Raw genomic sequence first — 24,791 nt, 5'->3', positions numbered from 1 at the left:
GCCATGGCCGGCCTGGTCGACGCCATGGGCCGCCTGCTGCTGCCCCTGGTGGGCCGCGTGGCCGCGGGCAGCCCCATCCTGGCAGCCGAGCACGTGGAACGCGAAGTCGGGGTCGACCCCGGCCTGTTCGCGCAAACACCCGACTACCTGCTGAAGGTACGCGGCATGAGCATGCGCGACGCCGGCATTCTTGAAGGCGATCTGCTGGCCGTCAAGCGCGCCGCCGATGCCCGCAATGGCCAGATCGTGGTCGCCCGCCTGGGCGACGAAGTCACCGTCAAGCGCCTGCAGCGCCAGCAGGGGCGCATCGAGCTTCTACCCGAAAACCCCGATTTCTCCCCCATCCTGGTCGACGATACCCAGGAATTCGCACTGGAAGGCATCGCCGTCGGCCTGATCCGCACCCAGCCCCTGCACTAGGGGCCGTGCAAGCCGGAACATCCACGGCATAACAAAAGGGGCGTCGCAATGACGCCCCCTTTTTGCCATTGGCCGGCCAAGCCGTATCAGTGCTTGAACACCGGATCGGTGGCCGAACCGGCCTCGGCCGGCTTGGCCACCAGCGCTTCCTTCACCGCCTCGTCTTCAGCCAAGGGGTCGGGCATGCGCTGCAGCGCCATTTCCAGCACCTTGTCTATCCAGCGTACCGGCACGATCTCCAGGTGGTTCTTGACGTTGTCCGGAATCTCGGCCAGGTCTTTGACGTTTTCCTCGGGGATCAGCACCGTCTTGATGCCGCCACGATGCGCGGCCAGCAACTTTTCCTTCAGCCCGCCGATAGGCAGCACTTCGCCGCGCAGCGTGATTTCACCCGTCATGGCGACATCGGCGCGCACCGGAATGCGCGACAAGGCCGACACCATGGCGGTGGTAATGGCGATACCGGCTGATGGGCCGTCTTTCGGCGTGGCACCTTCCGGCACGTGGACGTGCATGTCGTGCTTTTCGAACACGCTGTCGGCGAAACCCAGGCGCTGGGCGCGCGAGCGCACCACGGTACGGGCCGCCTCGACCGATTCTTTCATGACGTCGCCCAGCGATCCGGTGCGCTGGATCGTGCCTTTACCGGGCATATCGGCCACTTCGATGGTGAGCAGGTCGCCGCCCACTTCCGTCCAGGCCAGGCCGGTTACCTGCCCGATCTGGTTTTCCTTTTCGGCCATGCCAAAGGTGTAGCGCCGCACGCCCAGATAATGGTCGAGGTTGTCGGCATCTACATGGACCGGCTGGCCGGCCTGCACCGCCTTGCCTTCGGCCTTGGCCTTGTCGGCCTGGGCCAGGAGTTCCTTGACGACCTTGCGGCAGATCTTGCCCACTTCGCGTTCCAGCGCGCGCACTCCGGCCTCGCGGGTGTAGTAGCGCACGATGTCGCGCAAGGCCGAATCGTCCACTGTCAGCTCGGCTTCCTTCACGCCGTTGTTCTTCATCAGCTTGGGCAGCAGATGGTCGCGGGCGATGTGGATTTTTTCATCTTCCGTGTAGCCCGACAGGCGGATGACTTCCATGCGGTCGAGCAGCGCCGGCGGAATGTTCAGCGTGTTGCTGGTTGCCACGAACATCACGTCCGACAGGTCGAAATCGACCTCGATGTAGTGATCCTGGAAGGTGTGGTTCTGTTCGGGGTCGAGCACTTCGAGCAAGGCCGACGACGGGTCGCCGCGGAAATCCATGCCCAGCTTGTCTATTTCGTCGAGCAGGAACAAGGGGTTGCGCACCCCTACCTTGCTCATGTTCTGCAGGATCTTGCCCGGCATGGAACCGATATAGGTGCGGCGGTGGCCGCGGATTTCGGCCTCGTCGCGCACGCCGCCCAGCGCCATGCGCACGAACTTGCGGTTCGTGGCGCGCGCAATGGATTGCCCCAGCGAGGTTTTGCCCACGCCCGGGGGCCCCACCAGGCACAGGATGGGCGCCTTGACCTTGTCGACGCGCTGCTGCACCGCCAGGTATTCGAGAATGCGTTCCTTGACCTTCTCCAGGCCATAGTGGTCGTCGTCCAGCACCGATTCGGCGTTGCCGATGGAGTTGTTGATCTTGCTCTTTTTCTTCCAGGGAAGATTGATGAGCGTATCGATGTAATTGCGTACCACCGTAGCCTCGGCGGACATGGGCGACATGAGCTTGAGCTTCTTGAGCTCGGCATCGGCCTTCTTGCGCGCCTCTTTGGGCATGTGCGCGGCAATGATCTTCTTTTCGAGCTCTTCGATGTCGGCGCCCTCTTCGCCCTCGCCCAGCTCTTTCTGAATGGCCTTGACCTGTTCATTCAGATAGTAGTCGCGCTGGCTTTTCTCCATTTGCTTCTTGACGCGGCCGCGAATGCGCTTCTCGACCTGGAGAATATCGATTTCGGTTTCCAGCTGCGTGAGCAGGCCTTCCAGGCGTTCGGAAGTGCCCAGGATCTCGAGCATTTTCTGCTTCTGCTCAAGCTTGAGCGGCAGGTGCGCGGCGATGGTATCGGCCAAGCGGCCGGCGTCGTCGATGCCCGCCAGGGAGGTCAGGATCTCGGGCGGGATTTTCTTGTTCAGCTTGACGTATTGCTCGAACTGCGCAACGATCGCCCGCCGCAGGGCCTCGGTTTCGGAGCCCTGGACGGCATCGGGGGCCACCGGCGTAACCTGGCAGACGAAGTGCGATTCGGCATCGTCGATGCTGTCGATGCGGGCGCGCTGCGTGCCTTCCACCAGCACCTTCACGGTGCCGTCCGGCAATTTCAGCATTTGCAGAATGCCCGCCACGCAGCCGATTTCGTAAACGTCTTCGGGAGTGGGGTCGTCTTTGCCGGCGGATTTCTGCGCCACCAGCATGATGCTCTTGCCCGCCTCCATGGCCACTTCCAGCGCCTTGATGGAGCGCGGACGGCCGACGAACAGCGGAATGACCATGTGCGGGAACACCACCACATCACGCAGCGGCAACAGCGGCAGCTCGATGGGTTCTGAAGGCAGGGTCTGGCTGGCAGACATAAAGGATTCCTTGGTAAGTCTCGGCGTATCGGGGACGGGATGCGGGGAGTGACCCATTTATCCGTATCGGTTACGTCTGATATGGGAACGATAGCCGAAAATTCAAGCGGCGGGCGTACGGAGCAAGCCCAGAGGCAAAAAAACCCGTTACAGAACGGGTTTTTTTGCCTTGTTTTCAGGCGGCTGCGCCGCGCACCTGGTTCCGCGCCGGCTTGTCGGGCACGGCCGCTTCATCGGCGTAGATCAGCAGCGGCTTGCCGTCGCTGTCGATGACGTTTTCATCCAGCACCACGCGGCTGACGTTGCCCTGGGACGGCAGGTCGTACATGGTGTCGAGCAATGCTGCCTCGATGATGGAGCGCAGGCCCCGTGCACCGGTCTTGCGCTTGAGCGCCTTGCGCGCGATTGCCTTCAGGGCGCCCGGGCGCACGTCGAGCTCGGCGCCTTCCATGGCAAACAGCTTCTGGAACTGCTTGATCAAGGAGTTCTTGGGCTCGGTCAGGATCTGCACCAACGCGGCCTCGTCGAGTTCGTCGAGCGTGGCAACCACGGGCAGGCGGCCCACCAGTTCGGGGATCAGGCCGAACTTGATCAAGTCTTCGGGCTCGACTTCACTGAACAGTTCACCCACCCCGCGTTCGGACTTGGCCCGCACGGATGCCGAAAAGCCGATGCCGGATTTTTCGGTGCGGTCGCGGATGACTTTTTCCAGGCCATCGAAGGCACCGCCCACGATGAACAGGATGTTGGTGGTGTCGACCTGGACGAAGTCCTGGTTGGGGTGCTTGCGGCCGCCCTGCGGGGGTACCGATGCAACCGTGCCCTCGATGAGTTTCAGCAAGGCCTGCTGCACCCCTTCACCGGACACGTCGCGGGTGATGGACGGATTGTCGGACTTGCGCGAGATCTTGTCGATTTCGTCGATATAGATGATGGCGCGCTGCGCCTTGTCGACCTCGTAGTTGCAGTTCTGCAGCAACTTCTGGATGATGTTTTCGACGTCTTCGCCTACGTAGCCGGCCTCGGTAAGCGTAGTGGCATCGGCCATGACGAAGGGCACGTTGAGCATGCGCGCCAGGGTTTGAGCCAGCAGCGTCTTGCCCGACCCGGTGGGGCCGATGAGCATGATGTTGCTTTTCGAGAGTTCGACCTCGTCGCCCTTGATCTCGCCGTGGCGGATCCGCTTGTAATGGTTGTAAACCGCCACCGCCAGCATGCGCTTGGGCAGCGTCTGGCCGATGACGTATTGATCCAGGAAAGTCTTTATTTCGGTGGGCGTGGGCAGCTCGGACCGAATGGCCGCGCGCGCCGTTGCCTGCGCTTCTTCGCGAATGATGTCGTTGCAGAGGTCGATGCATTCATCGCAGATGAACACCGACGGCCCTGCGATCAGCTTGCGGACCTCGTGCTGGCTCTTGTTGCAGAACGAGCAATGCAGCACTTTTGCGTCGGCCGATCCCTTTTTGTCAGGCATATGTATTTCGTATCTCTGGTGAGAATGCGCCCGCCGATGATCGGAAGGCGCACTCAACGCTTACTCGGACGTGACGGCACCGCAAAGGCCCCAAGGGGGTTCTTAACGCCTAAACCTCGGAGCGGGAAGCGAGAACCTTGTCCACCAGACCATACGATACCGCATCTTCGGCCGCCATGAAGTTGTCGCGCTCTGTGTCCACGGCGATGCGTTCGACGGGCTGGCCGGTGTTCTCGGCCAGGATGCGGTTCAGGCGCTCGCGCAGATCGAGGATTTCGCGGGCCTGGATCTGGATGTCGGAGGCCTGCCCCTGGGCGCCGCCGGACGGCTGGTGAATCATGATGCGCGAATTCGGCAGCGTGAAACGCTTGCCCTTCTTGCCCGCCGCGAGCAGGAAGGCGCCCATGCTGGCGGCCAGGCCCGTGCACAGCGTGGAAATATCGGGCTTGACGAACTGCATGGTGTCGAAAATGGCCATCCCGGCGTACACGGACCCGCCCGGCGAGTTGATGTACAGCGAGATGTCCTTGTCGGGATTCTCCGATTCCAGGAACAGCAATTGCGCCACGATCAGGTTGGCCGTGTTGTCGTTGACCGGGCCAACCAGGAAAACCAGGCGCTCGCGCAGCAGGCGCGAATAGATGTCGTAGGCGCGCTCGCCGCGCCCAGACTGCTCGATGACCATGGGGATGTACCCCAGGCCAGTCGGCGTGACCGAGGCCCCGCCGTGCATTGCCGCATAGAAATCGGTGAAACGCTGCATGCTTACGCCATCCCCATCAGCTGATCGAAAGGTACTTGCTCTTCGGTGACCTTGGCTTTGTCGAGCACGTGCTGCACCACGTTGTCCTCGAGCACGATGGCTTCGATTTCAGCGCGACGCTGGCGGTCGGTGAGATAGTAGCTGACCACCTGGGCGGGCTGTTCGTAGTTTTGCGCGAACTCTTCGATGCGGGCGCGCACTTGCTCGGGCTTGGCCTGCAGTTGCGCCTGCTTGACCAGCTCGGACACCAACAGGCCCAGGCGCACGCGGCGCTCGGATTCGGTGGTGAAGGCTTCGGCGGGAATGGGCACGGATTCGGCATTGGGAATGCCGCGTTGCTTCAGTTCTTCGCGGGCGGCCTGCACACGGTTCTGCACGTCGCCGTCAACCAGGGACTTGGGCACGTCGAACTTGCCGGCGTCGACCAGGGCGTCCATGACGCTGGCCTTGGTGCGGCCTTGCGAACGCGCCTTGACTTCGCGCTCGATGTTGGTGCGGATGTCGGCCTTGAGTTTTTCGACGTCGCCTTCGGCCTGGCCGAGCGACTTGGCAAATTCGCCATCGACCTCGGGCAGCACGCCCTCGGCGACTTCCTTCACGGTGATGGTGAATTCGGCGGTTTTGCCGGCGACTTCCTTGCCCTGGTAATCGTCAGGGAACGTCAGCGGGAACACCTTGGTTTCACCCGCCTTCAGGCCTTTGGCCGCGGTTTCGAATTCGGGCAGCATGCGGCCCTGGCCCAGCACGAAGGGGAAGTTTTCGGCCTTGCCGCCTTCGAAAGGCACGCCGTCGATGGTGCCGGCGAAATCGAGCGTGACGCGGTCGCCGTCTTCGGCGGCACGGCCTTCGCGCGCCTCGAAGTTGGCGCGCTGCTTGCGCAGCACGTCGAGCGTTTGCTGGACTTCGGCATCGGTGACATCGGTGGCGTAGCGCGTGACGGCCAGGCCGGCCAGGTCGGGCACGGCAACTTCGGGATAAACCTCGAAGGTGGCGGTAAAGGCCAGCGTATCGTCGGCGATGCCGTCGGTCTTGGGTTCAAGCGTGGGCGCACCGGCCACGCGCAGCTTGGCGCCGTCGACGGCCTGTTCAAAGGCACGGCCCACCTGGCCGTTGATGACGTCGTAGCGGATGCCGGGGCCGTGGCTACGTTCGAGCATGGCCAGCGGGGCCTTGCCGGGACGGAACCCGGGCACCTTGGCAGTGCGGGCAACGCGCTTCAGCTGCGCCTGGACTTCCTTTTCGACGTCGGCCACCGAAACCGCCAGATCCACGCGGCGTTCCAGACCAGATAGGGTTTCAACCACAGGCTGCATCAAAATTTTCCGAGAAATTGGGTGAACGAACGGGTAAACAGCGCATTTTACCGGAAAGTTCAAGCCCTCTGCGCGGGCGGGGTGCCGGCCTCCGGGAAGTCCCCGAGAGCGCGGCACCCAGGCCGCCCCGCGCAGTGCTACTTTCCGGCCGCGATGCGCTCTTCCATATGCTTGGCGCGCTTGCTGGAGGATGGGTGGGAGCTCATCATGTCGCTCTGCCCGCCGTCGAGCTTGGCCAGCTTTTCAAATGCCGTTACCAGGCCGCGGGTATTCAGCTTCTTGGCCTTCAGCAGGTCGAAGGCGTAGTCGTCGGCCGAGCTTTCCTGCGACTGCGAGAACTGGGCATTGACGAATTTCTCCGTCAGGTCGCCCAGTTGCGAGGCGCTGAGCGCGGCAACGGTGTTGCCGCCCGCCGCCGCCGCGGCATCGCGCGCCGCCGACACGGTGTAGGCGGTCTGCATGGCTTTCTTGGAATGCCCCAGCGCCACGTGGCCCATTTCGTGGCCGATGACGCCCTGCAGCTCGTCGTCGGTCATCATGTCCATCAGGCCGCTGTAGACGCGGATGCAACCGTTGGCCATGGCCCAGGCGTTGACGTCAGAAGCCATGTAGACCTTGAAGTTGGGGCGCTGCCCGTTCAGCGAGCCGCCCAGGGGCTTGGCCAGCTTCTGCAGGCGGGCGTCATATTTGCTGCCGGGCTTGGCCAGTTTGGACTCTTTGTCGGATGCCGCGCACGCCTGGTCGGACAAGGTCTTGATCTCGGCATCGCTGAGAGTAGCGGCCTGCACCGCCTTGCTGCCGGCGCTGATCAGCCCGCCGATGTCCAGCGCGTGGGACGCGGAATAAGGGGCCATTACCAGGGCAACGGTTGCGACGCCATGACGGATATTCATGTTCTGTTATCTCCGGAGATCCGCTCGGTGTAAGCGGGCGCGAAGATTCTATACACGGCCGTATGCAGATTCCATGTATGTCCGTCAATTGCCTCGTCTTTCATACATAAAATAGCAAACGCCAAATTTGTTTACATTTTCTTGGACGATTTGCCGCTTTCATGCGACAAAAAGCCCCCGTCGGCGCCAGGCCGGCGGGGGCCGAATCGGACGAAACCACCCGAAGTGGTATCAGGCCGTGACTTTGATGTTCTTGGCGCTGGGGCCCTTGGGGCCCTGCCCTACGTCAAACGACACGCGCTGGTTTTCCTGCAGCGACTTGTAGCCTTCGCTGTTGATTTCGGAGTAATGCGCGAAAAGGTCTTTGCTGCCGTCATCGGGAGTGATGAAACCGTAGCCCTTTTCGGCGTTGAACCACTTGACTATGCCTGTTGCCATGAATGTGTCCTTCACCTTCGAGTAGCGATTGATCGCGGGGGAGCCAGATGATCAAGGATGGGAGGCAACTGGGTACCAGTAACGGCAACAGGTGTGACGACCGCGTCGCTTGAAAATCTCGCCAGCCCAGTGTATGGGGGAATCTCGAAAAACGTCAAACCTTAAGTGGCGCAGAGACGTTCCAGCCGCCCGATCCGCTGCGGCCCCGTTTTTGTGCGGCAGGCAATAAAAAAGCCCCCGAAGGGGCTTTTTCAAAGCGCCAGGCGCTTACAGCACGTTGATCTTCGTGGCTTGCGGACCCTTGGGGCCATTCGCCGTCACGAAGCTGACGCGCTGGTTTTCTTCCAGCGACTTGAAGCCGTTGGCCTGGATTTCCGAGAAGTGCGCGAACAGATCCTTGCCGCCCGCTTCCGGGGTAATGAAGCCGTAGCCTTTTTCCGAGTTGAACCACTTAACAACGCCGGTTTCCATACTGTATTTCCTAGAGATAATTTGGGCAAAATGCCCGGGGGTCACGAATCAGTCAAGGAGGGGACAGTAGAACAATAACTCTGGCCGGAAAAGGCACTGCACTGAACGAAAATCGCAACGCTTGAGATCGTGTGCCGTCACTATCGTTAGGTTCCCCTCACAAGTCAACATAATCCTCAAAAATACGTGCCAATAATGCAACAAAGCGCAACTGCGCCCGGTTGGCACGGGAACCATTCAACCATTAAGCGGTCACGCCTTGGAGTCAGGGCCTTCTACGGGCAGGCCCAGCAGATCGAGCGCCGCATTGTAGGCATCGTCATCGCCGCACAGAAAAACGGCGACGTCGCCCGGATTCATGTTTTCAAGCACCTGATCGATTTGGTCTTGTGCCACGTCAATGGCGTCCACCACGGTAACGTGGATTTCGGCGCCAGCATCGACCTTCTCGTGCGGCACAATGTCGGCGATGGCCTCCAGATCCGAAACACCGGTAACGACGTACGCATCGATGCACTGGCCGTCCAACGTGGTTTCCAGGGCGACTCCGCCAGCGATTTCGGCGATTTGGCGACTGATGATGTCCATGGAGAGCCCTTTTCTGTGATGCGAGTGAAGCGCGGGAGGCGACTATAACAGTCCACGCATGCGCGCGCGAAACAGATAATGGTTCTGCGGTATGGTGTGGGCTGAACTCATGATAGGAGCTCCACATGCGGCGCGATTTCGACTTGGTGGTAACGATTTTGAGCGAATTGCGCGATGCCGAGGCCGCCAGCCTGGGACGCGCGGACATCGAAACCGCGATACAGACCAGCATGCCGGACACGCCCTCGGCGGCGGTGATTGCACACCACCTGGAGATACTCGCCGATGCCGGCCTGATCGCGCAGGTGGCGGCCCGCGACGGCAGCCTGGACAACGGCGCCTGGCGCCTGACCTGGAACGGCCATGACGCGCTGGACCAGCAGGAGGACGATGAAGGCGAGGACGATTGAGCGGCCCGAGGCCGCATCAGCCCGCGCGGTGACCCGGGCGGCTGGCCAGGCGCCGGCGGACTTTGCGCGACACCAGGGTTGCGGCCGCGCCGATTACCAGCGAAAACAGGAAAGCCGCCACGGCCAGCAAGGGAACGATATCGCCCAACCCGGCACGGCTGGCCAGCACGGCCACCGCCGCCAGAATAGCCAGCGACAACCCGGCCACGCCCGCCAGGCTGCGGCCCGTGGTGGCGCAGCGGCCAAACCAGGCGCCGCCGGCCAGGGCGGCCAGCACGACGACGGCCATGGCCCAGAATAGGTATTCGAAATGCTGCAACGTGGGGGCCTGGCGGATGGAGCCGGCCCGCCTCAGGCGGGCCGGCAGTGGATTGGTGCGAAGGGCGGGACTCGAACCCGCACACCTGTTACGGCGTCAGGACCTAAACCTGGTGCGTCTACCAATTTCGCCACCTTCGCAAAGCCAAGCCCGGTATTGTAGCTTGCTTGCTAAAATCTTGCGCCATGAACTCGCGCCTTGATGCCCTGCACCCCTATCCCTTCAGCAAATTGCGGGCGCTGCTGGAATCCGCCGCCCCCCTGCCCGCCGGCCTGACGCCCATCGACTTGTCGATCGGCGAGCCCAAGCACGCCTCGCCCGCCTGCGTGGCCCAGGCCCTGCAAGGCAGCATGGCGGGGCTGTCGGTGTACCCGGCCACCAAGGGCGACCCGGCCTTGCGCGCCGCCATTTCGCAATGGCTGGCGCGGCGCTACAGCATTCCGGCACCCGATGCCGACACGCAGGTTCTGCCGGTATTGGGGTCGCGCGAGGCGCTGTTCGCCTTTGCGCAAACGGTTGTCGACGCGGCCAACCGGCCGCTGGTGGTGTGCCCCAATCCGTTCTACCAGATCTACGAGGGCGCGGCTTTGCTCGCGGGCGCCGAGCCCTACTACGTAAACGCGGATCCGGCGCGCGACTTCGGCTGCGACTGGCAAGGCGTGCCGCCTGGCGTCTGGCAGCGCACGCAACTGGTGTTCGTATGTTCACCGGGCAACCCCGCCGGCAATGTCATGCCCCTGGAAGACTGGCGCCTGCTGTTCGAATTGTCTGACCGCCACGGTTTCGCCATCGCCGCCGACGAGTGCTATTCGGAAATCTACTTCGACGAGGGCGATCCCCCCTTGGGCGCCCTGCAGGCTGCGCGTCGCCTGGGGCGCGACGACTACAAGAACCTGGTGGTGTTCTCCAGCCTGTCCAAGCGCTCGAACGTGCCCGGCCTGCGCTCGGGCTTCGTGGCGGGAGACGCCGCATTGATGGCGCGCTTTCTGCTGTACCGTACCTACCATGGCAGCGCCATGAGCCCCATTGTGTCGGCGGCCAGCACCGCCGCCTGGAACGACGAAGCCCATGTGCGCGACAATCGCCAGCTATACCGCGAAAAATTCGCGGCCGTCGTACCCTTGCTGCAGCCGGTGCTGGATGTGGCCATGCCCCAGGCATCGTTCTACTTGTGGGTGGCGGTGCCCGGCTCGGATACAGTCTATGCCCGCGACCTGTACGCCCGCACCGGCGTCACCGTGCTGCCCGGCAGCTTCCTGGCGCGCGAAGCGCAAGGAATCAACCCCGGCCACGGCCGCATCCGTATTGCGCTGGTGGCGCCTGTGGCGCAATGCGTCGAAGCCGCCACGCGTATTTCCCAGTTTGCCCGAACCACGCTTTGATCAACCCTTCTTGAATAGCCGAGCCGTCATGACTCTCGACCTGCAAACCACTATCGAAAACGCCTGGGAAAACCGGGCTAACCTGTCGCCTGTCGACGCCAGCAGCGAAGTGCGCGAAGCGGTGGAACAAACCATCGCCGCCCTGGACCTGGGCCGCCTGCGCGTCGCCGAGAAAACCGACGCCGGCTGGATCGTGCATCAATGGATCAAGAAGGCCGTACTGCTGTCGTTCCGACTGCAAGACAACGCTATCATGGGGCAAGCCCCGCTGCAGTTCTACGACAAGGTGCCGCTGAAGTTCGCCGAGTACGGCGACAGCGCCTTCAAGCATGGCGGCTACCGCGTCGTGCCGCCGGCGGTGGCCCGCCGCGGCGCCTTCATCGCCCGCAATGTCGTGCTGATGCCCTCGTACGTGAACATCGGCGCCTACGTGGACGAAGGCACCATGGTCGACACCTGGGCCACGGTGGGTTCATGCGCGCAGATCGGCAAGAACGTGCACCTTTCGGGCGGCGTAGGCATCGGCGGCGTGCTGGAGCCCCTGCAGGCCAATCCCACCATCATCGAAGACAACTGCTTCATCGGCGCCCGCTCGGAAGTGGTGGAAGGCGTGGTGGTCGAGGAAAACTCGGTGCTGGCCATGGGCGTGTTCCTGTCGCAAAGCACCAAGATCTTCGACCGTGCCACGGGCAAGGTTACCTACGGCCGCGTGCCGTCGGGCTCGGTAGTAGTGCCGGGCTCGCTGCCGTCCGAAGACGGTTCGCACAGCCTGGCGTGCGCCGTGATCGTCAAGCGGGTCGATGCGCAAACACGCGCCAAGACCAGCATCAACGATCTGCTGAGGGCCTGATGACTGCAGATAGCCCCGTGCTCGCGCTGGTGCGCGAGCTGATCGCCCGCCCCTCGGTCACCCCGGACGACGTCGACTGCCAGATGCTGCTGGCGCAACGCCTGGAACAGGTCGGTTTTCGCTGCGAGACCATTGCCCGCGGCGGCGTCACGAACCTGTGGGCCCGCCGCGGCACCAGCGGGCCGCTGGCCATCTTCGCCGGCCATACCGACGTCGTGCCGCCGGGCCCGCGCGAGAAATGGGACAGCGACCCCTTCGTGCCCACCGAGCGCGATGGCTATCTGTATGGGCGCGGCGCGGCCGACATGAAAAGCTCGATCGCCGCCTTCGTGGTGGCGGCCGAGGAATTCGTGGCGGCACACCCCGGCCACCCGGGCTCGATCGGCCTGCTGATCACCTCGGACGAAGAAGGCCCCGCCGTCGACGGCACGGTGATCGTCTGCAACGAACTGCAGGCACGCGGCGAACAGCTGGACTACTGCATCGTGGGCGAGCCGACCTCGGGCGATGTGCTGGGCGATACCTGCAAGAACGGCCGGCGCGGCTCGCTGTCGGGCCGGCTGACGGTCAAGGGTATCCAGGGCCATGTGGCGTATCCGCACCTGGCGCGCAACCCCGTGCACCAACTGGCCCCCGCCCTGGCCGAGATCGCATCGACCGAATGGGACCAGGGTAATGAGTATTTCCCGCCCACGACCTTCCAGGTGTCCAACCTGCGCGCCGGCACCGGCGCCACCAACGTGGTGCCAGGCGAAGCCGTGGTGCTGTTCAACTTCCGCTTTTCCACCGCCAGCACGCCCGACAGCCTGAAGCAGCGCGTGCACGCCATGCTGGACAAGCACGGCCTGGAATACGAGCTGGACTGGGAACTGGGCGGCGAACCTTTCCTGACCCCGCGCGGCCCCCTGACCGATGCCCTGGTGGACGCCATCCGCGCCGAGACCGGCGTGCAGGCCGAGCTGTCCACCACGGGCGGCACCTCCGACGGACGCTTTATTGCGAAAATCTGCCCGCAGGTGATCGAATTCGGCCCCTGCAACGCCACCATCCACAAGGTGAACGAACGAGTGGAACTGGCGACGCTGGCGCCGTTGAAGAACATATACCGGCGCACGCTCGAAAACCTGCTGCTGCCCCGCTGACCCGACCTGTATGCCTTCATCTTCCCGATCAGAACTATCGACGCTGCGCGACTTGATCCGCTACGGCGTATCGCGCCTGCGCGAAGCCGGCGTTGCCCTGGGCCACGGCAGCGACAACGCCTGGGACGAAACCGTCTACCTGGTGCTGCACGCCCTGCACCTGCCGCTGGACACCCTCGATCCCTTCCTGGATGCGCGCGTGCTGCCCGACGAGCGTGAGCGCGTGCTGGACCTGATCGACCGGCGCGCCACCGAACGCCTGCCGGCCGCCTACCTGACACAAGAGGCATGGCTGTGCGGCCATCGCTTCTATGTAGACCCCCGCGTCATCGTGCCGCGGTCACCCATTGCAGAACTGCTGGAACAAAGCCTGTCGCCATGGGTAGAACCCGAATCGGTACAGGCCGCCCTGGACATGTGCACGGGGTCGGGCTGCCTGGCCATTCTGACGGCGCTGGCGTTTCCGGATGCTCAGGTCGACGCGGTGGATGTATCCTCCGAGGCCCTGCAGGTGGCGCGCCGCAACGTGGCCGATTACGGCCTGCAAGACCGCCTGGCGCTGCACCAAAGCGACTTGTTCGATCAGTTGCCGGCCCGCGAATATGATGTGGTCGTATGCAACCCGCCCTATGTGAACAGCGCGTCCATGGCCGCCCTGCCCGACGAGTACCGGCATGAGCCCGGCCTGGCGCTGGCGGGCGGCGCGGATGGCATGGACCTGGTGCGGCGCATTCTGGCCGCAGCGCCGCGGTATTTGTCCGCCCAGGGCGTACTGATCCTGGAAATCGGCCACGAGCGCGCGCACTTCGAGGCGGCTTTCCCCCACCTGCACCCCGTATGGCTGGACACCGAGGCCGCCAGCGACCAGATACTGCTGTTGACCCGCGAGCAACTGGCCCAGGATACAACCGCCCCGTGATACGCGCTTCTGGATTGACCCTGCGCCGCGGCACCAAGGTGCTGCTCGATGGCGCGGAATTCGTGGTGAACCCCGGCGAGCGGGTCGGGTTCGTGGGCAAGAATGGCGCTGGGAAATCATCCCTGTTTGCGCTCTTGACCGGTGCGCTGGACCAGGATGCAGGGTCGCTGGATGTGCCAGCGGGCTGGCGCATCGCCAGCGTGCAGCAGGAAATCGCCGCGGACGGCCTCCCTGCCCGCGAATTCGTGATCGACGGAGACACGCAGTTGCGTGCCTTGCAGGCAGAGCGCGCCGTCGTGCCCGACGAGCAAGGCACCCGTATCGCCGAGCTCGAGGCGGCACTGGCCGAAGCCGGGGTCTGGAGCGCGAACTCGCGCGCGGAACAATTGCTGGCGGGCCTGGGCTTCGCGCCCGACGAATGGATGAACCCGGTAGCCAGTTTCTCGGGCGGCTGGCGCATGCGCCTGGCACTGGCGCGCGCCCTGATGGCGCCATCGGAACTGCTGTTGCTGGACGAACCGACCAACCACCTGGATCTGGACGCCATGCTGTGGCTGGAAAAGTGGCTGGCCGCCTACTCCGGCACCGTCCTGCTGATTTCCCACGACACCGAGTTCCTGGACGCGGTCGCGCGCAACATCCTGCATTTCGACCATGGCAAGCTGATCCGCTATCGGGGGGGTTACCAGGATTTCCTGACCCAGCGGGCCGAACGCTTGCGCCAGGCCAGTATTGCGCACGAACGCCAGGCCCGGGAAACCGCGCGTTTGCAAGGTTTCATCGATCGTTTCAAGGCCAAGGCCTCGAAAGCCAAGCAGGCCCAGAGCCGCGTCAAGGCCCTGGCCCGCATGGAGGCGCTGGCCCCGCTGCATGCCGAAGCGGGTATCGATATCCGCATCCCCTCGCCCGAACACACACCAGACCCCTTGCTGGTCCTGGAAAAAGTGGCCGCGGGCTATGCGGACGCCAACGGACAGCCGGTTTCCATCTTGAAAGACCTGACGCTGATGGTGCGCGCCGGCGCCCGGGTGGGCGTGCTGGGCGCCAATGGCGCGGGCAAGAGCACGCTGATCAAGACCCTGGCCGAGGAATTGCCGGTGCAGGCCGGCGAGCGCCGTGAGTCGCGCGGCCTGGCCATCGGGTATTTCCATCAGCATCAGCTCGATATGCTGGATCTGGACGGCACACCGCTGGAACACCTGGCGCGGCTGGCTCCCGAGGCGCGTGAACAAGAGTTGCGCAACTACCTGGGCGGATTCGGTTTCTCGGGCGACACGGTCAACGGCAAAGTGGGGCCGATGTCCGGCGGCGAAAAAGCGCGCCTGGCGCTTTCCCTGATTGTCTGGCAAAAACCCAACCTGTTGCTGCTGGACGAACCCAGCAACCACCTGGATGTGGAAACCCGCGAGGCGCTGGCCGCCGCGCTGGCCGAATTCGCCGGCAGCATGCTGCTGGTGTCGCACGACCGGCATCTACTGCGCACCACGGTGGACAGCTTCTGGATCGTGGCCGACGGCGTCGTGCGCGAGTTCGACGGCGACCTGGAAGACTACCGGGACTGGCTGAATGCCCGCAATGCCGAGGAACGGGCCGCCGACGCCGCCGTGGCGCGCGAGGCCTCGGGCGCCGGTGAAACCGTGAACCGCAAGGCGCAGCGCCGGGCCGACGCCGAACAGCGCCAGCGGCTGGCCACCCTGCGCAAACCGCTGGAAACCGAGTTATCCAAGGTCGAGCGCGACATGGACAAGGTCCGCGCGGCGCTGCAGAAGCTGGACGAGACGATCGCCGATGCGGGCCTTTATTCGGACGAGCGGCGCGCCGAACGCCAGCGCGTCATGGCCGAGCACGGCGAACTGGACAAGCGCATGCAAGGGCTGGAAGAGCGTTGGCTGGAACTGCAGGAAGCCCTGGAAGAAATCCAGCAAGCGGGATAAAGGGCCGGCGCCAGGCCCGCTACGCCGGATCGCCGAATACGTCGCAGACAGTCTGCCGCAGCCACTGATTGGCCGCCTCGCGGTGGTTGCGGGCGTGCCAGAACGCGTTGATGACGGACTCCGGAATCTTGACGGGACACGCCGCCGCAACCAGGCCGAACGGCTCGCAGACACAGTCGGCGAAGCGACGTGGCACTACCGCGATCATGTCGGTGCTGTGCAGCACCGGCCCCACCGCCATGAAATGCGGTACCGTAAGCCGCACGCGGCGCGGCACATTTACGCGCTGCATGACGTCATCCACCACGCCATGCCCGGTTCCTTCGGCCAGGATGGCGACATGCTCGGCCGCCCGGAATTGACGCAGCGAGATGCTGCCCCGCGCCAGCGGGTGTCCGCGCCTGAGCAAACAGACATAGGGCTGGCGAAACAGCCGGCGCTGGAAGAAGCCGCTTTTTAGGGTGGGCAGGAACCCCATGGCCAGGTCGATGCGGCCGCGCTCCATTTCATCTTTGATATCCAGCGAGGTCGTGCGGGCGGTGCGGATGGTAATGCCGGGGGCCGCCTCGGACAGATGCCGCATCAGCCGGGGCAGGAAATAAGCCTCGCCGACGTCGCTGACACCGATGACAAAGCCCCGCTGGCTGACCGCGGGGTCGAAAGCCGTGCGCGCGTTCAGGGTATCGCGAATGGCATCCAGCGCCGCCGCCAGGGGTTCGGCCAGGGCCTGCGCATAAGGCGTGGGCACCATGCCGCGCGACGTGCGCAGGAAAAGATCGTCGCCCAGCAAGCGCCGCAGCCGTGTCAGGGCGTTGCTGACCCCGGGCTGGGACACCCCGAGGCTGGCGGCGGCGGCCGAGACACTGCCGTGCTTGAGCAACTCGTCGAAGACCACCAGCAGGTTCAGGTCTACGTCTTTCAGGTTCATGATCTCCACCACTATTGATCTTGGTGATGTTATTTATTCATCAGATTCTATTTATTAATTTGAGTATGCGCACGATGATGGCCGGATAAATATCAGAACCCTGGAGAGACATCATGCAAGACTGCCCCCTGCCGGCCTGGCCGGACGCGGGATCCAGCCGCATTCCGTTTGGCGTCTACACGGATCCGGCGCTGCACCCGCGCGAGATGGAGCGCTTTTTCTATCGCGGGCACTGGAATTATGTCGGCCTGGAAGCCGAGATCCCTCAGCCGGGAGACTTCAAGCGCACCGCGATAGGTGAACGTTCGGTCATCCTGGTACGTGATACGGAAGGCACTGTGCGTGTGCTGGAAAACGTGTGCGCCCACCGGGGCGTGCAGTTCTGCCGGGAACGCGCCGGCCGTGTTACCGAGTTCGTGTGCCCGTACCACCAGTGGAACTACGATTTGCAGGGCAAGCTGATCGGCGTGCCCCTGCGCCGCGGCGTCAAGCAGGATGGACGGGTCCAGGGCGGCATGCCGCCGGACTTCAGCACCGCCGACCACGGCTTGAATCAGTTGGCCGTGTCCTGTAGGCACGGCGTCGTCTTTGCATCGTTCGATCATGAGGTCGAGCCGCTGGAGACTTTCCTGGGCGCTGACATCCTGCATTATTTCGACCGCGTATTTGATGGCCGGGAGCTGATCGTGCACGGCTACAGCCGCCAGCGCATTCCGGGCAACTGGAAGCTGATGCAGGAAAACATCAAGGACCCCTACCATCCCGGCTTGTTGCACACCTGGTTCGTCACGTTCGGCCTGTGGCGCGCCGATAACCGATCCGAACTGAAGATGGATTCTCATTTCCGTCACGCCGCCATGATTTCCACGCGCGGCCAGGGCGGCAAGGGCTCGGTGACCCAGGGGGTGGGCAGCTTCAAGGAGCAGATGCAGCTCAACGACGACCGTTTTCTGGACATCGTGCCGGAGGACTGGTGGAAAGGCCCCACCGCGGTGCTGATGACACTGTTCCCCAGTCTGATCATTCAGCAGCAGGTGAACTCGCTATCGACCCGCCATATCCAGCCGGTGGGGCAGGACGCTTTCGATTTCGTCTGGACCCATTTCGGCTTTGCCGAGGACAGCCCCGAGATGACACGCCGGCGGCTGCGTCAGGCAAATCTGTTCGGACCGGCCGGATTCGTATCGGCCGACGACGGCGAAGTGATCGAGCTGTCCCAATCAGGATTCGCGCAGAAACCGCGGCACCGCGCGGTGGCGGAATTGGGAGGACGTACCGTGGAGAATACCGACCACATGGTCACCGAGACCCTGATACGCGGCATGTACAACTACTGGCGCCGCATCATGGAGGCCTGAGCATGATCGACTTCCAGACATACCATGACGTGGCCCGGCTGCACGCCGATTATGCCGCCGCGCTGGACTCGGGCCAGTGGCAGCAATGGCCGGATTTTTTCACCGACGACTGCGTGTACCGCATTGTGCCGCGCGAGAACCACGAGCGCGGTTTTCCGCTGGCCACGCTGGCCTTCGAAAGCAAGGGCATGCTGCAGGACCGCGTCTATGCCATCAGCGAGACCATTTTCCACGACCCCTACTACCAGCGCCACATAGTGGGCGCCCCGCGCATACGGGCGGTGGACGGCGGCCGGATCGAAGCCGAGGCAAACTATGCCGTGTTTCGCACCAAGCCCAGCCAGCCCACCACGGTATTCAACGTGGGCCGCTACCTGGACGTGATCGAGCGTACGCCTGACGGCTTGAAATTCGCCAGCCGGCTGTGTGTATTCGACAGCGAACTGGTGCCGAACTCGCTCATCTACCCTTTGTGACGCCGGCGCTGCAAGGACTCTTCCCATGACTGACATCCGCTGGACCAAGACCCTGCCGCAAGAGGAATTGGCCGTCGACGACGTAACGCCCTATTCCACCGGCGACCGCGAAATCGCCTTGTATGCCGTGGGCGCTTCGGTATACGCCACCGACAATCTCTGTACGCACGGCCTGGCCCGGCTTTGCGATGGCTTCCTGGAAGGCCATGAAATCGAATGCCCGCTGCATCAGGGACGATTCGACGTGCGCACCGGCAAGGCACTGTGCGCGCCATTGAAAGAGGATATCCGCAGTTATCCCGTCAAGATCGAAGACGGAATGGTGTACGTGCAGTTTTAAGGACGGCCCGGATCAGGAATACGGCCGCTCGCGCTGCAGGCGCTGGTGGTCGACCACCGTGTCGATGATGGCGCGCAGAATGGTAGCGGCCAGGTCGGGCGGCACGCCGGCATCGATGGCCAGGTGCCGGATGCGTTCGACTTGCTGCGCCCTGCGTTCCGGATCGGCGGGGTCCAGTCCGTGGGCCTGTTTCAGCTCGCCTATCATGTCGGAACACCGGAAGCGCACGCCCAGCAGCAGCATGATCTGCTGGTCGATTTCGTCGATCTCGGCGCGTAGTGCCGCGAGTTCGGACTGCGTGTCGTCGTTGCTGCCCATGATGCCTACCCCTGGATGATGTCCAGCTTGGCGATGCCCAGCGCCAGTGTCTTGGCGCCTACGTCGCGGAATTGGATCTGCGCCTGCGCGTCCTGGCCGGCGCCGCTCAACCCGATGATGGTGCCGTCGCCGAAGCGCGCATGCCGCACCCCCTGCCCGATACGATACTGCCTATCGCCCACGGTGACCCCGCTGGCCACCCCACGCGGGGCGCGCGGGGCGATGGCGCCGGTGGAGCGGCGGCCGAAGGCGTCGCCGCGGCCATACGCGGCCGATTCGCCGAAACCCGTATGCGCGTGCTGGGTGCCCGCGCGCGGCGTCAGCCACTTCAAGTGCTGTTCGGGGATTTCATCCAGAAACCGCGAACGCATGGCATAACGGGTCTGGCCGTGCAGCATGCGGCTTTGCGCCAGGCTGAGATACAGCCGCTGGCGGGCGCGCGTGATGGCCACGTACATCAGGCGGCGCTCTTCTTCCAGGCCAGATGGCTCGAGGATGCTGTTCTCGTGTGGAAACAGGCCCTCTTCCAGGCCGGTGATGAATACCGCGTCGAACTCCAGCCCCTTGGCCGCGTGCACCGTCATCAACTGCACGGCATCTTGCCCGGCCTGGGCCTGATTGTCGCCCGCCTCGAGGGCCGCATGCGCCAGAAACCCCGCCAATGGTGTCAGGCCGTCGGGCGGCACATCGGCGCCCAGGTCGGGAACCTGGCCCGCCGGCAGGCCATCGTAATTTTCTTCCGAACTGAATACCGCGGCAGCGGTAATGAGTTCGTTCAGGTTCTCGAGACGCTCGGCGCCTTCGCGTTCGGTCTTGTAGTGCGCCGCCAGGCCGCTGGCCTCGAGCATGTGTTCCACCAGTTCCGGCAGCGGCAGGTCGCGCGTGTCGTGGGCCATGCGGCCGATCAACTGGGCAAACTGGGCCAGGTTGGCACCACCCTTGCCGGCCACGCGGGCCACCGCCTGGAACAGGCTGGAGTCCTGTTCGCGCGCCGCATCGGTCAACTGCTCGAGCGTGCGAGCACCGATGCCGCGGGTGGGGAAGTTCACCACCCGCATCCACGAAGTATCGTCCTGCGGATTGGCCATCAGGCGCAGATACGCCAGGGCATGCTTGATTTCCTGGCGTTCGAAAAAGCGCAACCCGCCATATACCTTGTAGGGAATGCCGGCGGAAAACAAGGCATGCTCGATCACGCGCGATTGCGCGTTGCTGCGATACAGCACGGCAATTTCGCGGCGCAGGCTGCCTTCGTTGATGAGCGAGCGCACTTCGTCCACCACCCATTGCGCCTCGATGCCGTCGGACGGCTGTTCGATGACGCGCACCGGTTCGCCTTCGCCCTGCTCGGTCCACAGATTCTTGCCCAGGCGGCCGCTGTTGTGGCCGATGAGGGCGTTGGCCGAATCCAGGATATGCCCGTACGAGCGGTAATTCTGTTCCAGCCGGATGACCGTGCCGCGTGCGTAGTCGCGTTCGAAATCGGCCATGTTGCCCACGTTGGCGCCGCGGAAAGCGTAGATGGACTGATCGTCGTCGCCCACCGCGAATACCGCCGCCCCGCCCTCGGCCAGCAGCTTCAGCCATTTGTACTGCAGCGTGTTGGTGTCCTGGAATTCGTCGACCAGGATATGCCGGAAGCGGCGCTGGTAGTGTTCGCGCACCGGCGCATTGCGCACCAGCAATTCGTGGGCGCGCAGCAGCAATTCGGCGAAGTCGACCACGCCTTCGCGCTGGCACTGTGCTTCGTACAGCTGGTAGATCTCGATCAGGCGCCGGCGGTGGCTGTCGTGGGCTTCCAGGTCGCCGGGGCGCTGGCCATCTTCCTTGGCGCCGTTGATGAAGCGCTGCACATCGCGCGGCGGGTACTTTTCATCATCGATGCCATTGGCCTTCAGCAACCGCTTGATAGCGGCCAACTGGTCGGTGGTATCGAGAATCTGGAAGGTCTGGGGCAGGCCCGCATCGCGGTGATGCGCGCGCAGCATGCGGTTGCACAGGCCGTGGAAGGTGCCTATCCAGAGGCCGCGCGTATCGATCGGCAGCATGGCCGACATGCGCGCCAGCATCTCGCGCGCCGCCTTGTTGGTAAAGGTGACGGCCAGCAGCCCAAAAGGACTGGCCTGGCCGGTTTGAATCAGCCAGGCCATGCGGGTGGTGAGTACCCGGGTCTTGCCGCTGCCAGCCCCGGCCAGTACCAGGGCATGCTGCGGTTCGAGCGTTACAGCGGCGCGTTGTTCAGGGTTGAGCTGCTCTAGCATCATGCCGCGTAGCGGCTCAGGCGTAGGGCGAATTGCTCGAGCCCGGCGATGCCGCTTTGCTGGGCGCGCTGGCACCAGGCCTGCAGATCGTGCAACAGTTGCTCGCTGCTGGCGCTGGAGCTTTCCCACAGACGGCCCAGTTCGCGGCGCATTTGCACCAGCGTGGACAGGGACTGGTTCTGCGCGATGGCCTGGTCGACCTCGGCGCGTTGCTCGGGCTGCAGCACGTCTTCGTTGCGATGCAGCCAGCGGCTGACGCGGTGCAGGGGCGAGGCATCCTGGCTGGGCTTGATCTTGCCAAGTTCTTCGCGCACGGTGGTCTTGACGATGTCGGCGTAGCGGGCCATGACTTCGTAGCGGTGCGTGATGACGCCATGCAGGGTGCTGAGGTCGATGGCCTTGGCGCTGGACTGCAGCTTCAGCTTGGGCGCCACCTTCTTGACCTTGGCCAGGCCGAAGAACTTCAGCACGCTGATATAGCCCCAGCCGATGTCGAACTCATACCACTTGGCCGAGAACTTGGCCGACGTGCCATGGGCATGGTGGTTGTTGTGCAGTTCTTCGCCGCCAATGACGATGCCCCAGGGGAACACGTTCGTGCTGGTGTCCGGGCTGTTGTAGTTGCGGTAGCCCCAGTAGTGGCCGATACCATTGACCACGCCGGCCGCCCAGAAGGGGATCCAGGCCATTTGCACCGCCCAGACCGTCAGGCCGATGGCGCCGAAAAGGGCCACGTCGATGGCCAGCATGATCATCACGCCCAGCAGGCTGTGCTTCGAGTACACATTGCGCTCGAGCCAGTCGTCGGGGGTGCCGTGGCCGAACTTGGCCATGGTTTCCTTGTTGTTGGATTCCAGGCGGTACAGCTCGGCACCGCGGAACAGTACTTTCCATACGCCGAACAGCATGGGCGAGTGGGGGTCGCCCTCTTTTTCGCACTTGGCATGGTGCTTGCGATGGATGGCAACCCATTCCTTGGTGACCATGCCCGTGGTCATCCAGAGCCAGAACCGGAAGAAGTGCATGACGGCCGGATGCAGATCCAGGCCGCGGTGCGCTTGGCTACGGTGCAGGAAGACCGTGACCGACACGATGGTGACGTGCGTGACGGCCAGCGTGAACAGGACGATCTGCCACCAGGTGGCTTGGGCCAAGCCCCCGGAAAGGAAGGAAAGGAATTGATCCATAAAGCTTTTTTCGAGCCTCGCTTGAATAACGGCAGGCAGTTTAGCCTACCTGGTTTGCTTATGACAGCGTGGTTTCAAAATAGTTTTCAATGACAAATCAAGGACTAAGCGGCTTTTTCGGGGCCGCCGCGATGCGCTTTGAGGCACCATGGACATACTGGCATAAATGGAGCGGTTCGCCGCGGATATCCAGGGCATTATACGTTTTGCTACATTTCGGCTGACAAGCTGGCGTTTTCCCGGCGGCTGTCCGCCCCATCCGACCTGACTGCTTTTCCGATGATACCGACGCCCTCTTTCGTGGCAATCCGCCCCCTTTTATTACTGTGTCTGGGTGTTTCAAGCGCCGCGACGGCCGGAGTAAGCACGTCGGTACCAGTGGGGCAAGACTTGGAACTGGCTCGCTATTACGAAATCCGCCAGGCCGGCTGCGTGGCGCTGCGCGCGCCTACCGTGCGCATTACCGCGCCCCCGCGGCTGGGCCGCGCCACTGTCGTGCTTGTGCAACAAATGCCGGTGCAGACGGGCCGCTGCGGGCCCATGACCGTGCCCGTGGCCCAGGTGCGGTACCGCGCCCTCGCACCGGGCAGTGACACCCTGGCCTGGGAGGTCCGCTATCAGCAACGCGGCGCCGGCACCCACCCCGCGAGCGCGCAAATCACCGTGCTGCCTTCCCGCCCGGCCCGCTAGGCAGCCGGATCTTCGGCGAGTGCCTCGGCGACGCCGGCCTGGATTTCGGCTTTATCCACCCGGGCCGCGGCTTTCTTGCGTTCGAACACGGCCGCGAAGAAGCCATCCGTGCCATGCACATCGGGCCGAAGTTGCACGTACGGGCCGTCCAGTTGCAACTCGGGACACCGGTTGGCCAGCAGCGCGGCCCCATCGATCAACTCGAAATCAGGGTGCGAATCCAGGAATCGCTGTGCCTGCACCTCGTTTTCTTCGGCCAGCAGGCTGCACGTGGCGTACACCAGGCGGCCGCCCGGCGCCACGCAGCGCGCCGCGCTATGCAGGATGCGCGCTTGCAGCTCGCCCAGTTCGGCCAGCGCGTCGGGATGCTGGCGCCATTTCAGGTCGGGGTTACGGCGCAAGGTGCCGATGCCGCTGCACGGCGCATCCACCAGCACGCGCTGCGCCTTGCCGGCCAGGCGCTTGACGCGGGTGTCGTTCTCGCTGTCGATGGCCACGGGCACCACGTTGGACAAGCCGCTGCGGGCGAAACGCGGCTTGGCGCGAGCCAGGCGGGCGGCCGAGACGTCGAACGCATACAGGCGGCCGGTGGAACGCATCAAGGCCCCCAGCAGCAGGGCCTTGCCGCCGGCGCCGGCGCAGAAGTCGATGATCATCTCGCCGCGCTTCGGCCCCACCAGCAAGGCCAGCAACTGGCTGCCTTCGTCCTGCACTTCCAGGCTGCCGTTCTCGAACTGCGGCCAGCGGTTTACCGCCGGGCGCCCGGCCAGCCGGATGCCCCAGGGCGAGTGCGGAGTGGGCTGAGGATCGTAGCGCGCCGCCGGGCTGTTGCCCAGGGCCGCCACGACGGCGTCGCGCTCGGCCTTCAGCGGGTTCACACGCAGGTCCAGGGGGGCCGGGCGGTTCAGCGCCGCCATCAGGGTGTCGGGATCGGCCAGGCGGCCCAGGCGTTCATCGAGCCAGTCGGGCATGCTGGTGCGCACGGCGCGCGGCAAGGTGGCCGGGTCAATATTGCCAACCCGTTGCAGCCATTCGCCTTCGACAGGGTCCAGCCCGTCGCGCAGCGCCGCCGCTCCCAGCGTGCTGGCCAGGCCCAGGATGGCCAGCCGGCGCGAGGCGGGGCCGACACCGCTTTCCGATAACTGGCGGTAGCGGCGCAAATGGCGCAGCACGTCATAGACGGCCTCGGCGACTTCGGCGCGGTCGCGCGCGCCCAGCGCGGGATGGGCGCGCAGCCAGTGCGACAGCGTGGCATCGGCCGGGTACGTCCATTGCAGGATCTCGCCTAGCACTCTTTGCACTTGGTAGATGCGGATCAGGGCGGGCGGCGTGCGCGGCGCATTGGCCGGCTTGCCCGTCGCCGGGCGGCGCGCG

Annotated in this window: 25 protein-coding genes and 1 tRNA gene; 11 read left to right on the top strand and 15 right to left on the bottom strand. The window is 64.0% G+C overall.

All coding sequences use genetic code 11. The features are described 5' to 3' along the window. A partial coding sequence (gene lexA / locus LPZ50_RS06285; protein ID WP_230658940.1) for a transcriptional repressor LexA occupies positions 1 to 420 on the top strand: 420 nt, incomplete at its 5' end. A gap of 86 nt (positions 421 to 506) precedes the next feature. Here the strand turns inward: lexA and lon are convergent. From lon to LPZ50_RS06245, 8 genes are all read right to left on the bottom strand, one after another. Further along, positions 507 to 2,963: an endopeptidase La gene (gene lon, locus LPZ50_RS06280; protein WP_230658938.1), complete on the bottom strand. Its 2,457-nt coding sequence runs from the start codon at positions 2,961 to 2,963 to the stop codon at positions 507 to 509. A 175-nt stretch (positions 2,964 to 3,138) separates the two neighbouring features. Beyond that, entirely contained in the window at positions 3,139 to 4,437 is a 1,299-nt protein-coding gene (clpX, locus tag LPZ50_RS06275) for an ATP-dependent Clp protease ATP-binding subunit ClpX (protein ID WP_230658936.1), read from the bottom strand. A 109-nt stretch (positions 4,438 to 4,546) separates the two neighbouring features. Continuing rightward, complete coding sequence (gene clpP / locus LPZ50_RS06270) at positions 4,547 to 5,200, bottom strand: ATP-dependent Clp endopeptidase proteolytic subunit ClpP (protein WP_230658934.1); 654 nt, start codon at positions 5,198 to 5,200, stop codon at positions 4,547 to 4,549. 2 nt (positions 5,201 to 5,202) lie between these two features. Next, entirely contained in the window at positions 5,203 to 6,513 is a 1,311-nt protein-coding gene (tig, locus tag LPZ50_RS06265; protein WP_230658932.1) for a trigger factor, read from the bottom strand. 137 nt (positions 6,514 to 6,650) lie between these two features. Beyond that, positions 6,651 to 7,406 carry a M48 family metalloprotease gene (locus tag LPZ50_RS06260; protein ID WP_230658930.1) on the bottom strand — a complete coding sequence of 252 codons (756 nt, stop codon included), beginning with the start codon at positions 7,404 to 7,406 and terminating at the stop codon, positions 6,651 to 6,653. Between the two features lie 231 nt (positions 7,407 to 7,637). Then, entirely contained in the window at positions 7,638 to 7,844 is a 207-nt protein-coding gene (locus tag LPZ50_RS06255; RefSeq protein ID WP_230658928.1) for a cold-shock protein, read from the bottom strand. A gap of 267 nt (positions 7,845 to 8,111) precedes the next feature. Continuing rightward, entirely contained in the window at positions 8,112 to 8,315 is a 204-nt protein-coding gene (locus LPZ50_RS06250) for a cold-shock protein (RefSeq protein ID WP_230658926.1), read from the bottom strand. Positions 8,316 to 8,567: 252 nt separating this feature from the next. Further along, on the bottom strand, positions 8,568 to 8,903 hold the full coding sequence (locus LPZ50_RS06245) for a hypothetical protein (RefSeq protein WP_230658924.1): 336 nt from the start codon (positions 8,901 to 8,903) through the stop codon (positions 8,568 to 8,570). Positions 8,904 to 9,028: 125 nt separating this feature from the next. On the opposite strand from LPZ50_RS06245, the gene LPZ50_RS06240 reads away from it, so the two are divergent. Then, complete coding sequence (locus LPZ50_RS06240) at positions 9,029 to 9,313, top strand: DUF2513 domain-containing protein (RefSeq protein ID WP_230658922.1); 285 nt, start codon at positions 9,029 to 9,031, stop codon at positions 9,311 to 9,313. A gap of 16 nt (positions 9,314 to 9,329) precedes the next feature. Here LPZ50_RS06240 and LPZ50_RS06235 read toward each other — a convergent pair whose 3' ends face one another. Both LPZ50_RS06235 and LPZ50_RS06230 read right to left on the bottom strand, forming a co-directional pair. Beyond that, positions 9,330 to 9,632, bottom strand: a complete 303-nt coding sequence (locus LPZ50_RS06235; protein ID WP_230658920.1) for a hypothetical protein — start codon at positions 9,630 to 9,632, stop codon at positions 9,330 to 9,332. Positions 9,633 to 9,685: 53 nt separating this feature from the next. After that, a tRNA-Leu gene (locus LPZ50_RS06230) sits at positions 9,686 to 9,772 on the bottom strand. 45 nt (positions 9,773 to 9,817) lie between these two features. Between LPZ50_RS06230 and dapC the strand changes: the two genes are divergently transcribed. From dapC to LPZ50_RS06205, 5 genes are read left to right on the top strand one after another with little or no spacing between them, the layout of a single operon-like run. Further along, positions 9,818 to 11,014 (top strand): succinyldiaminopimelate transaminase, encoded by a 1,197-nt coding sequence (gene dapC / locus LPZ50_RS06225; RefSeq protein ID WP_230658918.1) that lies wholly within the window; start codon positions 9,818 to 9,820, stop codon positions 11,012 to 11,014. 28 nt (positions 11,015 to 11,042) lie between these two features. Further along, the gene (gene dapD, locus LPZ50_RS06220; protein ID WP_230658916.1) at positions 11,043 to 11,864 is read left to right on the top strand and encodes a 2,3,4,5-tetrahydropyridine-2,6-dicarboxylate N-succinyltransferase; all 822 of its coding nucleotides are present in this window, start codon (positions 11,043 to 11,045) and stop codon (positions 11,862 to 11,864) included. Next, positions 11,864 to 13,006: a succinyl-diaminopimelate desuccinylase gene (gene dapE / locus LPZ50_RS06215; RefSeq protein WP_230658914.1), complete on the top strand. Its 1,143-nt coding sequence runs from the start codon at positions 11,864 to 11,866 to the stop codon at positions 13,004 to 13,006. Before dapD ends, dapE begins: the two co-directional genes overlap by 1 nt. A 10-nt stretch (positions 13,007 to 13,016) precedes the next feature. Beyond that, positions 13,017 to 13,925 (top strand): 50S ribosomal protein L3 N(5)-glutamine methyltransferase, encoded by a 909-nt coding sequence (gene prmB / locus LPZ50_RS06210; RefSeq protein ID WP_230658912.1) that lies wholly within the window; start codon positions 13,017 to 13,019, stop codon positions 13,923 to 13,925. Further along, a complete protein-coding gene (locus LPZ50_RS06205; protein WP_230658910.1) occupies positions 13,922 to 15,859 on the top strand; it encodes an ABC-F family ATP-binding cassette domain-containing protein in 1,938 nt (645 codons plus the stop codon). Before prmB ends, LPZ50_RS06205 begins: the two co-directional genes overlap by 4 nt. Positions 15,860 to 15,878: 19 nt before the next feature. Here LPZ50_RS06205 and LPZ50_RS06200 read toward each other — a convergent pair whose 3' ends face one another. Next, a complete protein-coding gene (locus LPZ50_RS06200) occupies positions 15,879 to 16,787 on the bottom strand; it encodes a LysR family transcriptional regulator (RefSeq protein WP_230658908.1) in 909 nt (302 codons plus the stop codon). 113 nt (positions 16,788 to 16,900) lie between these two features. Here LPZ50_RS06200 and LPZ50_RS06195 point away from each other — a divergent pair, with 113 nt between their 5' ends. Genes LPZ50_RS06195 through LPZ50_RS06185 form a run of 3 tightly spaced genes read left to right on the top strand, consistent with a single transcriptional unit; the run spans position 16,901 to position 18,961 of the window. Then, entirely contained in the window at positions 16,901 to 18,145 is a 1,245-nt protein-coding gene (locus LPZ50_RS06195; RefSeq protein WP_230658906.1) for an aromatic ring-hydroxylating dioxygenase subunit alpha, read from the top strand. Positions 18,146 to 18,147: 2 nt separating this feature from the next. Beyond that, positions 18,148 to 18,621 (top strand): aromatic-ring-hydroxylating dioxygenase subunit beta, encoded by a 474-nt coding sequence (locus LPZ50_RS06190; RefSeq protein WP_230658904.1) that lies wholly within the window; start codon positions 18,148 to 18,150, stop codon positions 18,619 to 18,621. 25 nt (positions 18,622 to 18,646) lie between these two features. Further along, positions 18,647 to 18,961 (top strand): non-heme iron oxygenase ferredoxin subunit, encoded by a 315-nt coding sequence (locus tag LPZ50_RS06185; RefSeq protein WP_230658902.1) that lies wholly within the window; start codon positions 18,647 to 18,649, stop codon positions 18,959 to 18,961. A gap of 12 nt (positions 18,962 to 18,973) precedes the next feature. On the opposite strand, the gene LPZ50_RS06180 is transcribed toward LPZ50_RS06185, so the two are convergent. The 3 genes from LPZ50_RS06180 to LPZ50_RS06170 are packed head-to-tail and all read right to left on the bottom strand — an operon-like array spanning position 18,974 to position 22,727. Next, positions 18,974 to 19,279, bottom strand: a complete 306-nt coding sequence (locus LPZ50_RS06180; protein ID WP_230658900.1) for a chorismate mutase — start codon at positions 19,277 to 19,279, stop codon at positions 18,974 to 18,976. Positions 19,280 to 19,284: 5 nt separating this feature from the next. Next, positions 19,285 to 21,543 (bottom strand): UvrD-helicase domain-containing protein, encoded by a 2,259-nt coding sequence (locus tag LPZ50_RS06175; protein WP_230658898.1) that lies wholly within the window; start codon positions 21,541 to 21,543, stop codon positions 19,285 to 19,287. After that, the gene (locus tag LPZ50_RS06170; protein ID WP_230658896.1) at positions 21,540 to 22,727 is read right to left on the bottom strand and encodes a fatty acid desaturase; all 1,188 of its coding nucleotides are present in this window, start codon (positions 22,725 to 22,727) and stop codon (positions 21,540 to 21,542) included. The genes LPZ50_RS06175 and LPZ50_RS06170 overlap by 4 nt, the downstream gene beginning before the upstream one ends. Positions 22,728 to 23,117: 390 nt before the next feature. Between LPZ50_RS06170 and LPZ50_RS06165 the strand changes: the two genes are divergently transcribed. After that, positions 23,118 to 23,417 (top strand): hypothetical protein, encoded by a 300-nt coding sequence (locus tag LPZ50_RS06165; protein WP_230658894.1) that lies wholly within the window; start codon positions 23,118 to 23,120, stop codon positions 23,415 to 23,417. Here LPZ50_RS06165 and LPZ50_RS06160 read toward each other — a convergent pair. Further along, complete coding sequence (locus LPZ50_RS06160; protein WP_419195569.1) at positions 23,414 to 24,709, bottom strand: RsmB/NOP family class I SAM-dependent RNA methyltransferase; 1,296 nt, start codon at positions 24,707 to 24,709, stop codon at positions 23,414 to 23,416. The two genes, LPZ50_RS06165 and LPZ50_RS06160, sit on opposite strands and share 4 nt — an antisense overlap. Positions 24,710 to 24,791: the final 82 nt, after the last annotated feature.

Source organism: Bordetella petrii (assembly GCF_020991325.1).
Classification (GTDB): Bacteria; Pseudomonadota; Gammaproteobacteria; order Burkholderiales; family Burkholderiaceae_B; genus Bordetella_A; species Bordetella_A petrii_E.
Note: the sequence above shows the minus strand (reverse complement) of the source record. Positions and strands in the feature narration are given on the sequence as shown.

Coding starts and splice junctions, on each gene's coding strand:
- LPZ50_RS06180 (WP_230658900.1), bottom strand. CDS start 19,279: ATGGGCAGCAACGACGACACGCAGTCCGAACTCGCGGCACTACGCGCC.
- prmB (WP_230658912.1), top strand. CDS start 13,017: ATGCCTTCATCTTCCCGATCAGAACTATCGACGCTGCGCGACTTGATC.
- LPZ50_RS06190 (WP_230658904.1), top strand. CDS start 18,148: ATGATCGACTTCCAGACATACCATGACGTGGCCCGGCTGCACGCCGAT.
- tig (WP_230658932.1), bottom strand. CDS start 6,513: ATGCAGCCTGTGGTTGAAACCCTATCTGGTCTGGAACGCCGCGTGGAT.
- clpP (WP_230658934.1), bottom strand. CDS start 5,200: ATGCAGCGTTTCACCGATTTCTATGCGGCAATGCACGGCGGGGCCTCG.
- LPZ50_RS06250 (WP_230658926.1), bottom strand. CDS start 8,315: ATGGAAACCGGCGTTGTTAAGTGGTTCAACTCGGAAAAAGGCTACGGC.
- LPZ50_RS06195 (WP_230658906.1), top strand. CDS start 16,901: ATGCAAGACTGCCCCCTGCCGGCCTGGCCGGACGCGGGATCCAGCCGC.
- LPZ50_RS06260 (WP_230658930.1), bottom strand. CDS start 7,406: ATGAATATCCGTCATGGCGTCGCAACCGTTGCCCTGGTAATGGCCCCT.
- LPZ50_RS06245 (WP_230658924.1), bottom strand. CDS start 8,903: ATGGACATCATCAGTCGCCAAATCGCCGAAATCGCTGGCGGAGTCGCC.
- LPZ50_RS06185 (WP_230658902.1), top strand. CDS start 18,647: ATGACTGACATCCGCTGGACCAAGACCCTGCCGCAAGAGGAATTGGCC.
- LPZ50_RS06255 (WP_230658928.1), bottom strand. CDS start 7,844: ATGGCAACAGGCATAGTCAAGTGGTTCAACGCCGAAAAGGGCTACGGT.
- LPZ50_RS06200 (WP_230658908.1), bottom strand. CDS start 16,787: ATGAACCTGAAAGACGTAGACCTGAACCTGCTGGTGGTCTTCGACGAG.
- dapD (WP_230658916.1), top strand. CDS start 11,043: ATGACTCTCGACCTGCAAACCACTATCGAAAACGCCTGGGAAAACCGG.
- LPZ50_RS06170 (WP_230658896.1), bottom strand. CDS start 22,727: ATGGATCAATTCCTTTCCTTCCTTTCCGGGGGCTTGGCCCAAGCCACC.
- dapC (WP_230658918.1), top strand. CDS start 9,818: ATGAACTCGCGCCTTGATGCCCTGCACCCCTATCCCTTCAGCAAATTG.
- dapE (WP_230658914.1), top strand. CDS start 11,864: ATGACTGCAGATAGCCCCGTGCTCGCGCTGGTGCGCGAGCTGATCGCC.
- lon (WP_230658938.1), bottom strand. CDS start 2,963: ATGTCTGCCAGCCAGACCCTGCCTTCAGAACCCATCGAGCTGCCGCTG.
- clpX (WP_230658936.1), bottom strand. CDS start 4,437: ATGCCTGACAAAAAGGGATCGGCCGACGCAAAAGTGCTGCATTGCTCG.
- LPZ50_RS06175 (WP_230658898.1), bottom strand. CDS start 21,543: ATGATGCTAGAGCAGCTCAACCCTGAACAACGCGCCGCTGTAACGCTC.
- LPZ50_RS06240 (WP_230658922.1), top strand. CDS start 9,029: ATGCGGCGCGATTTCGACTTGGTGGTAACGATTTTGAGCGAATTGCGC.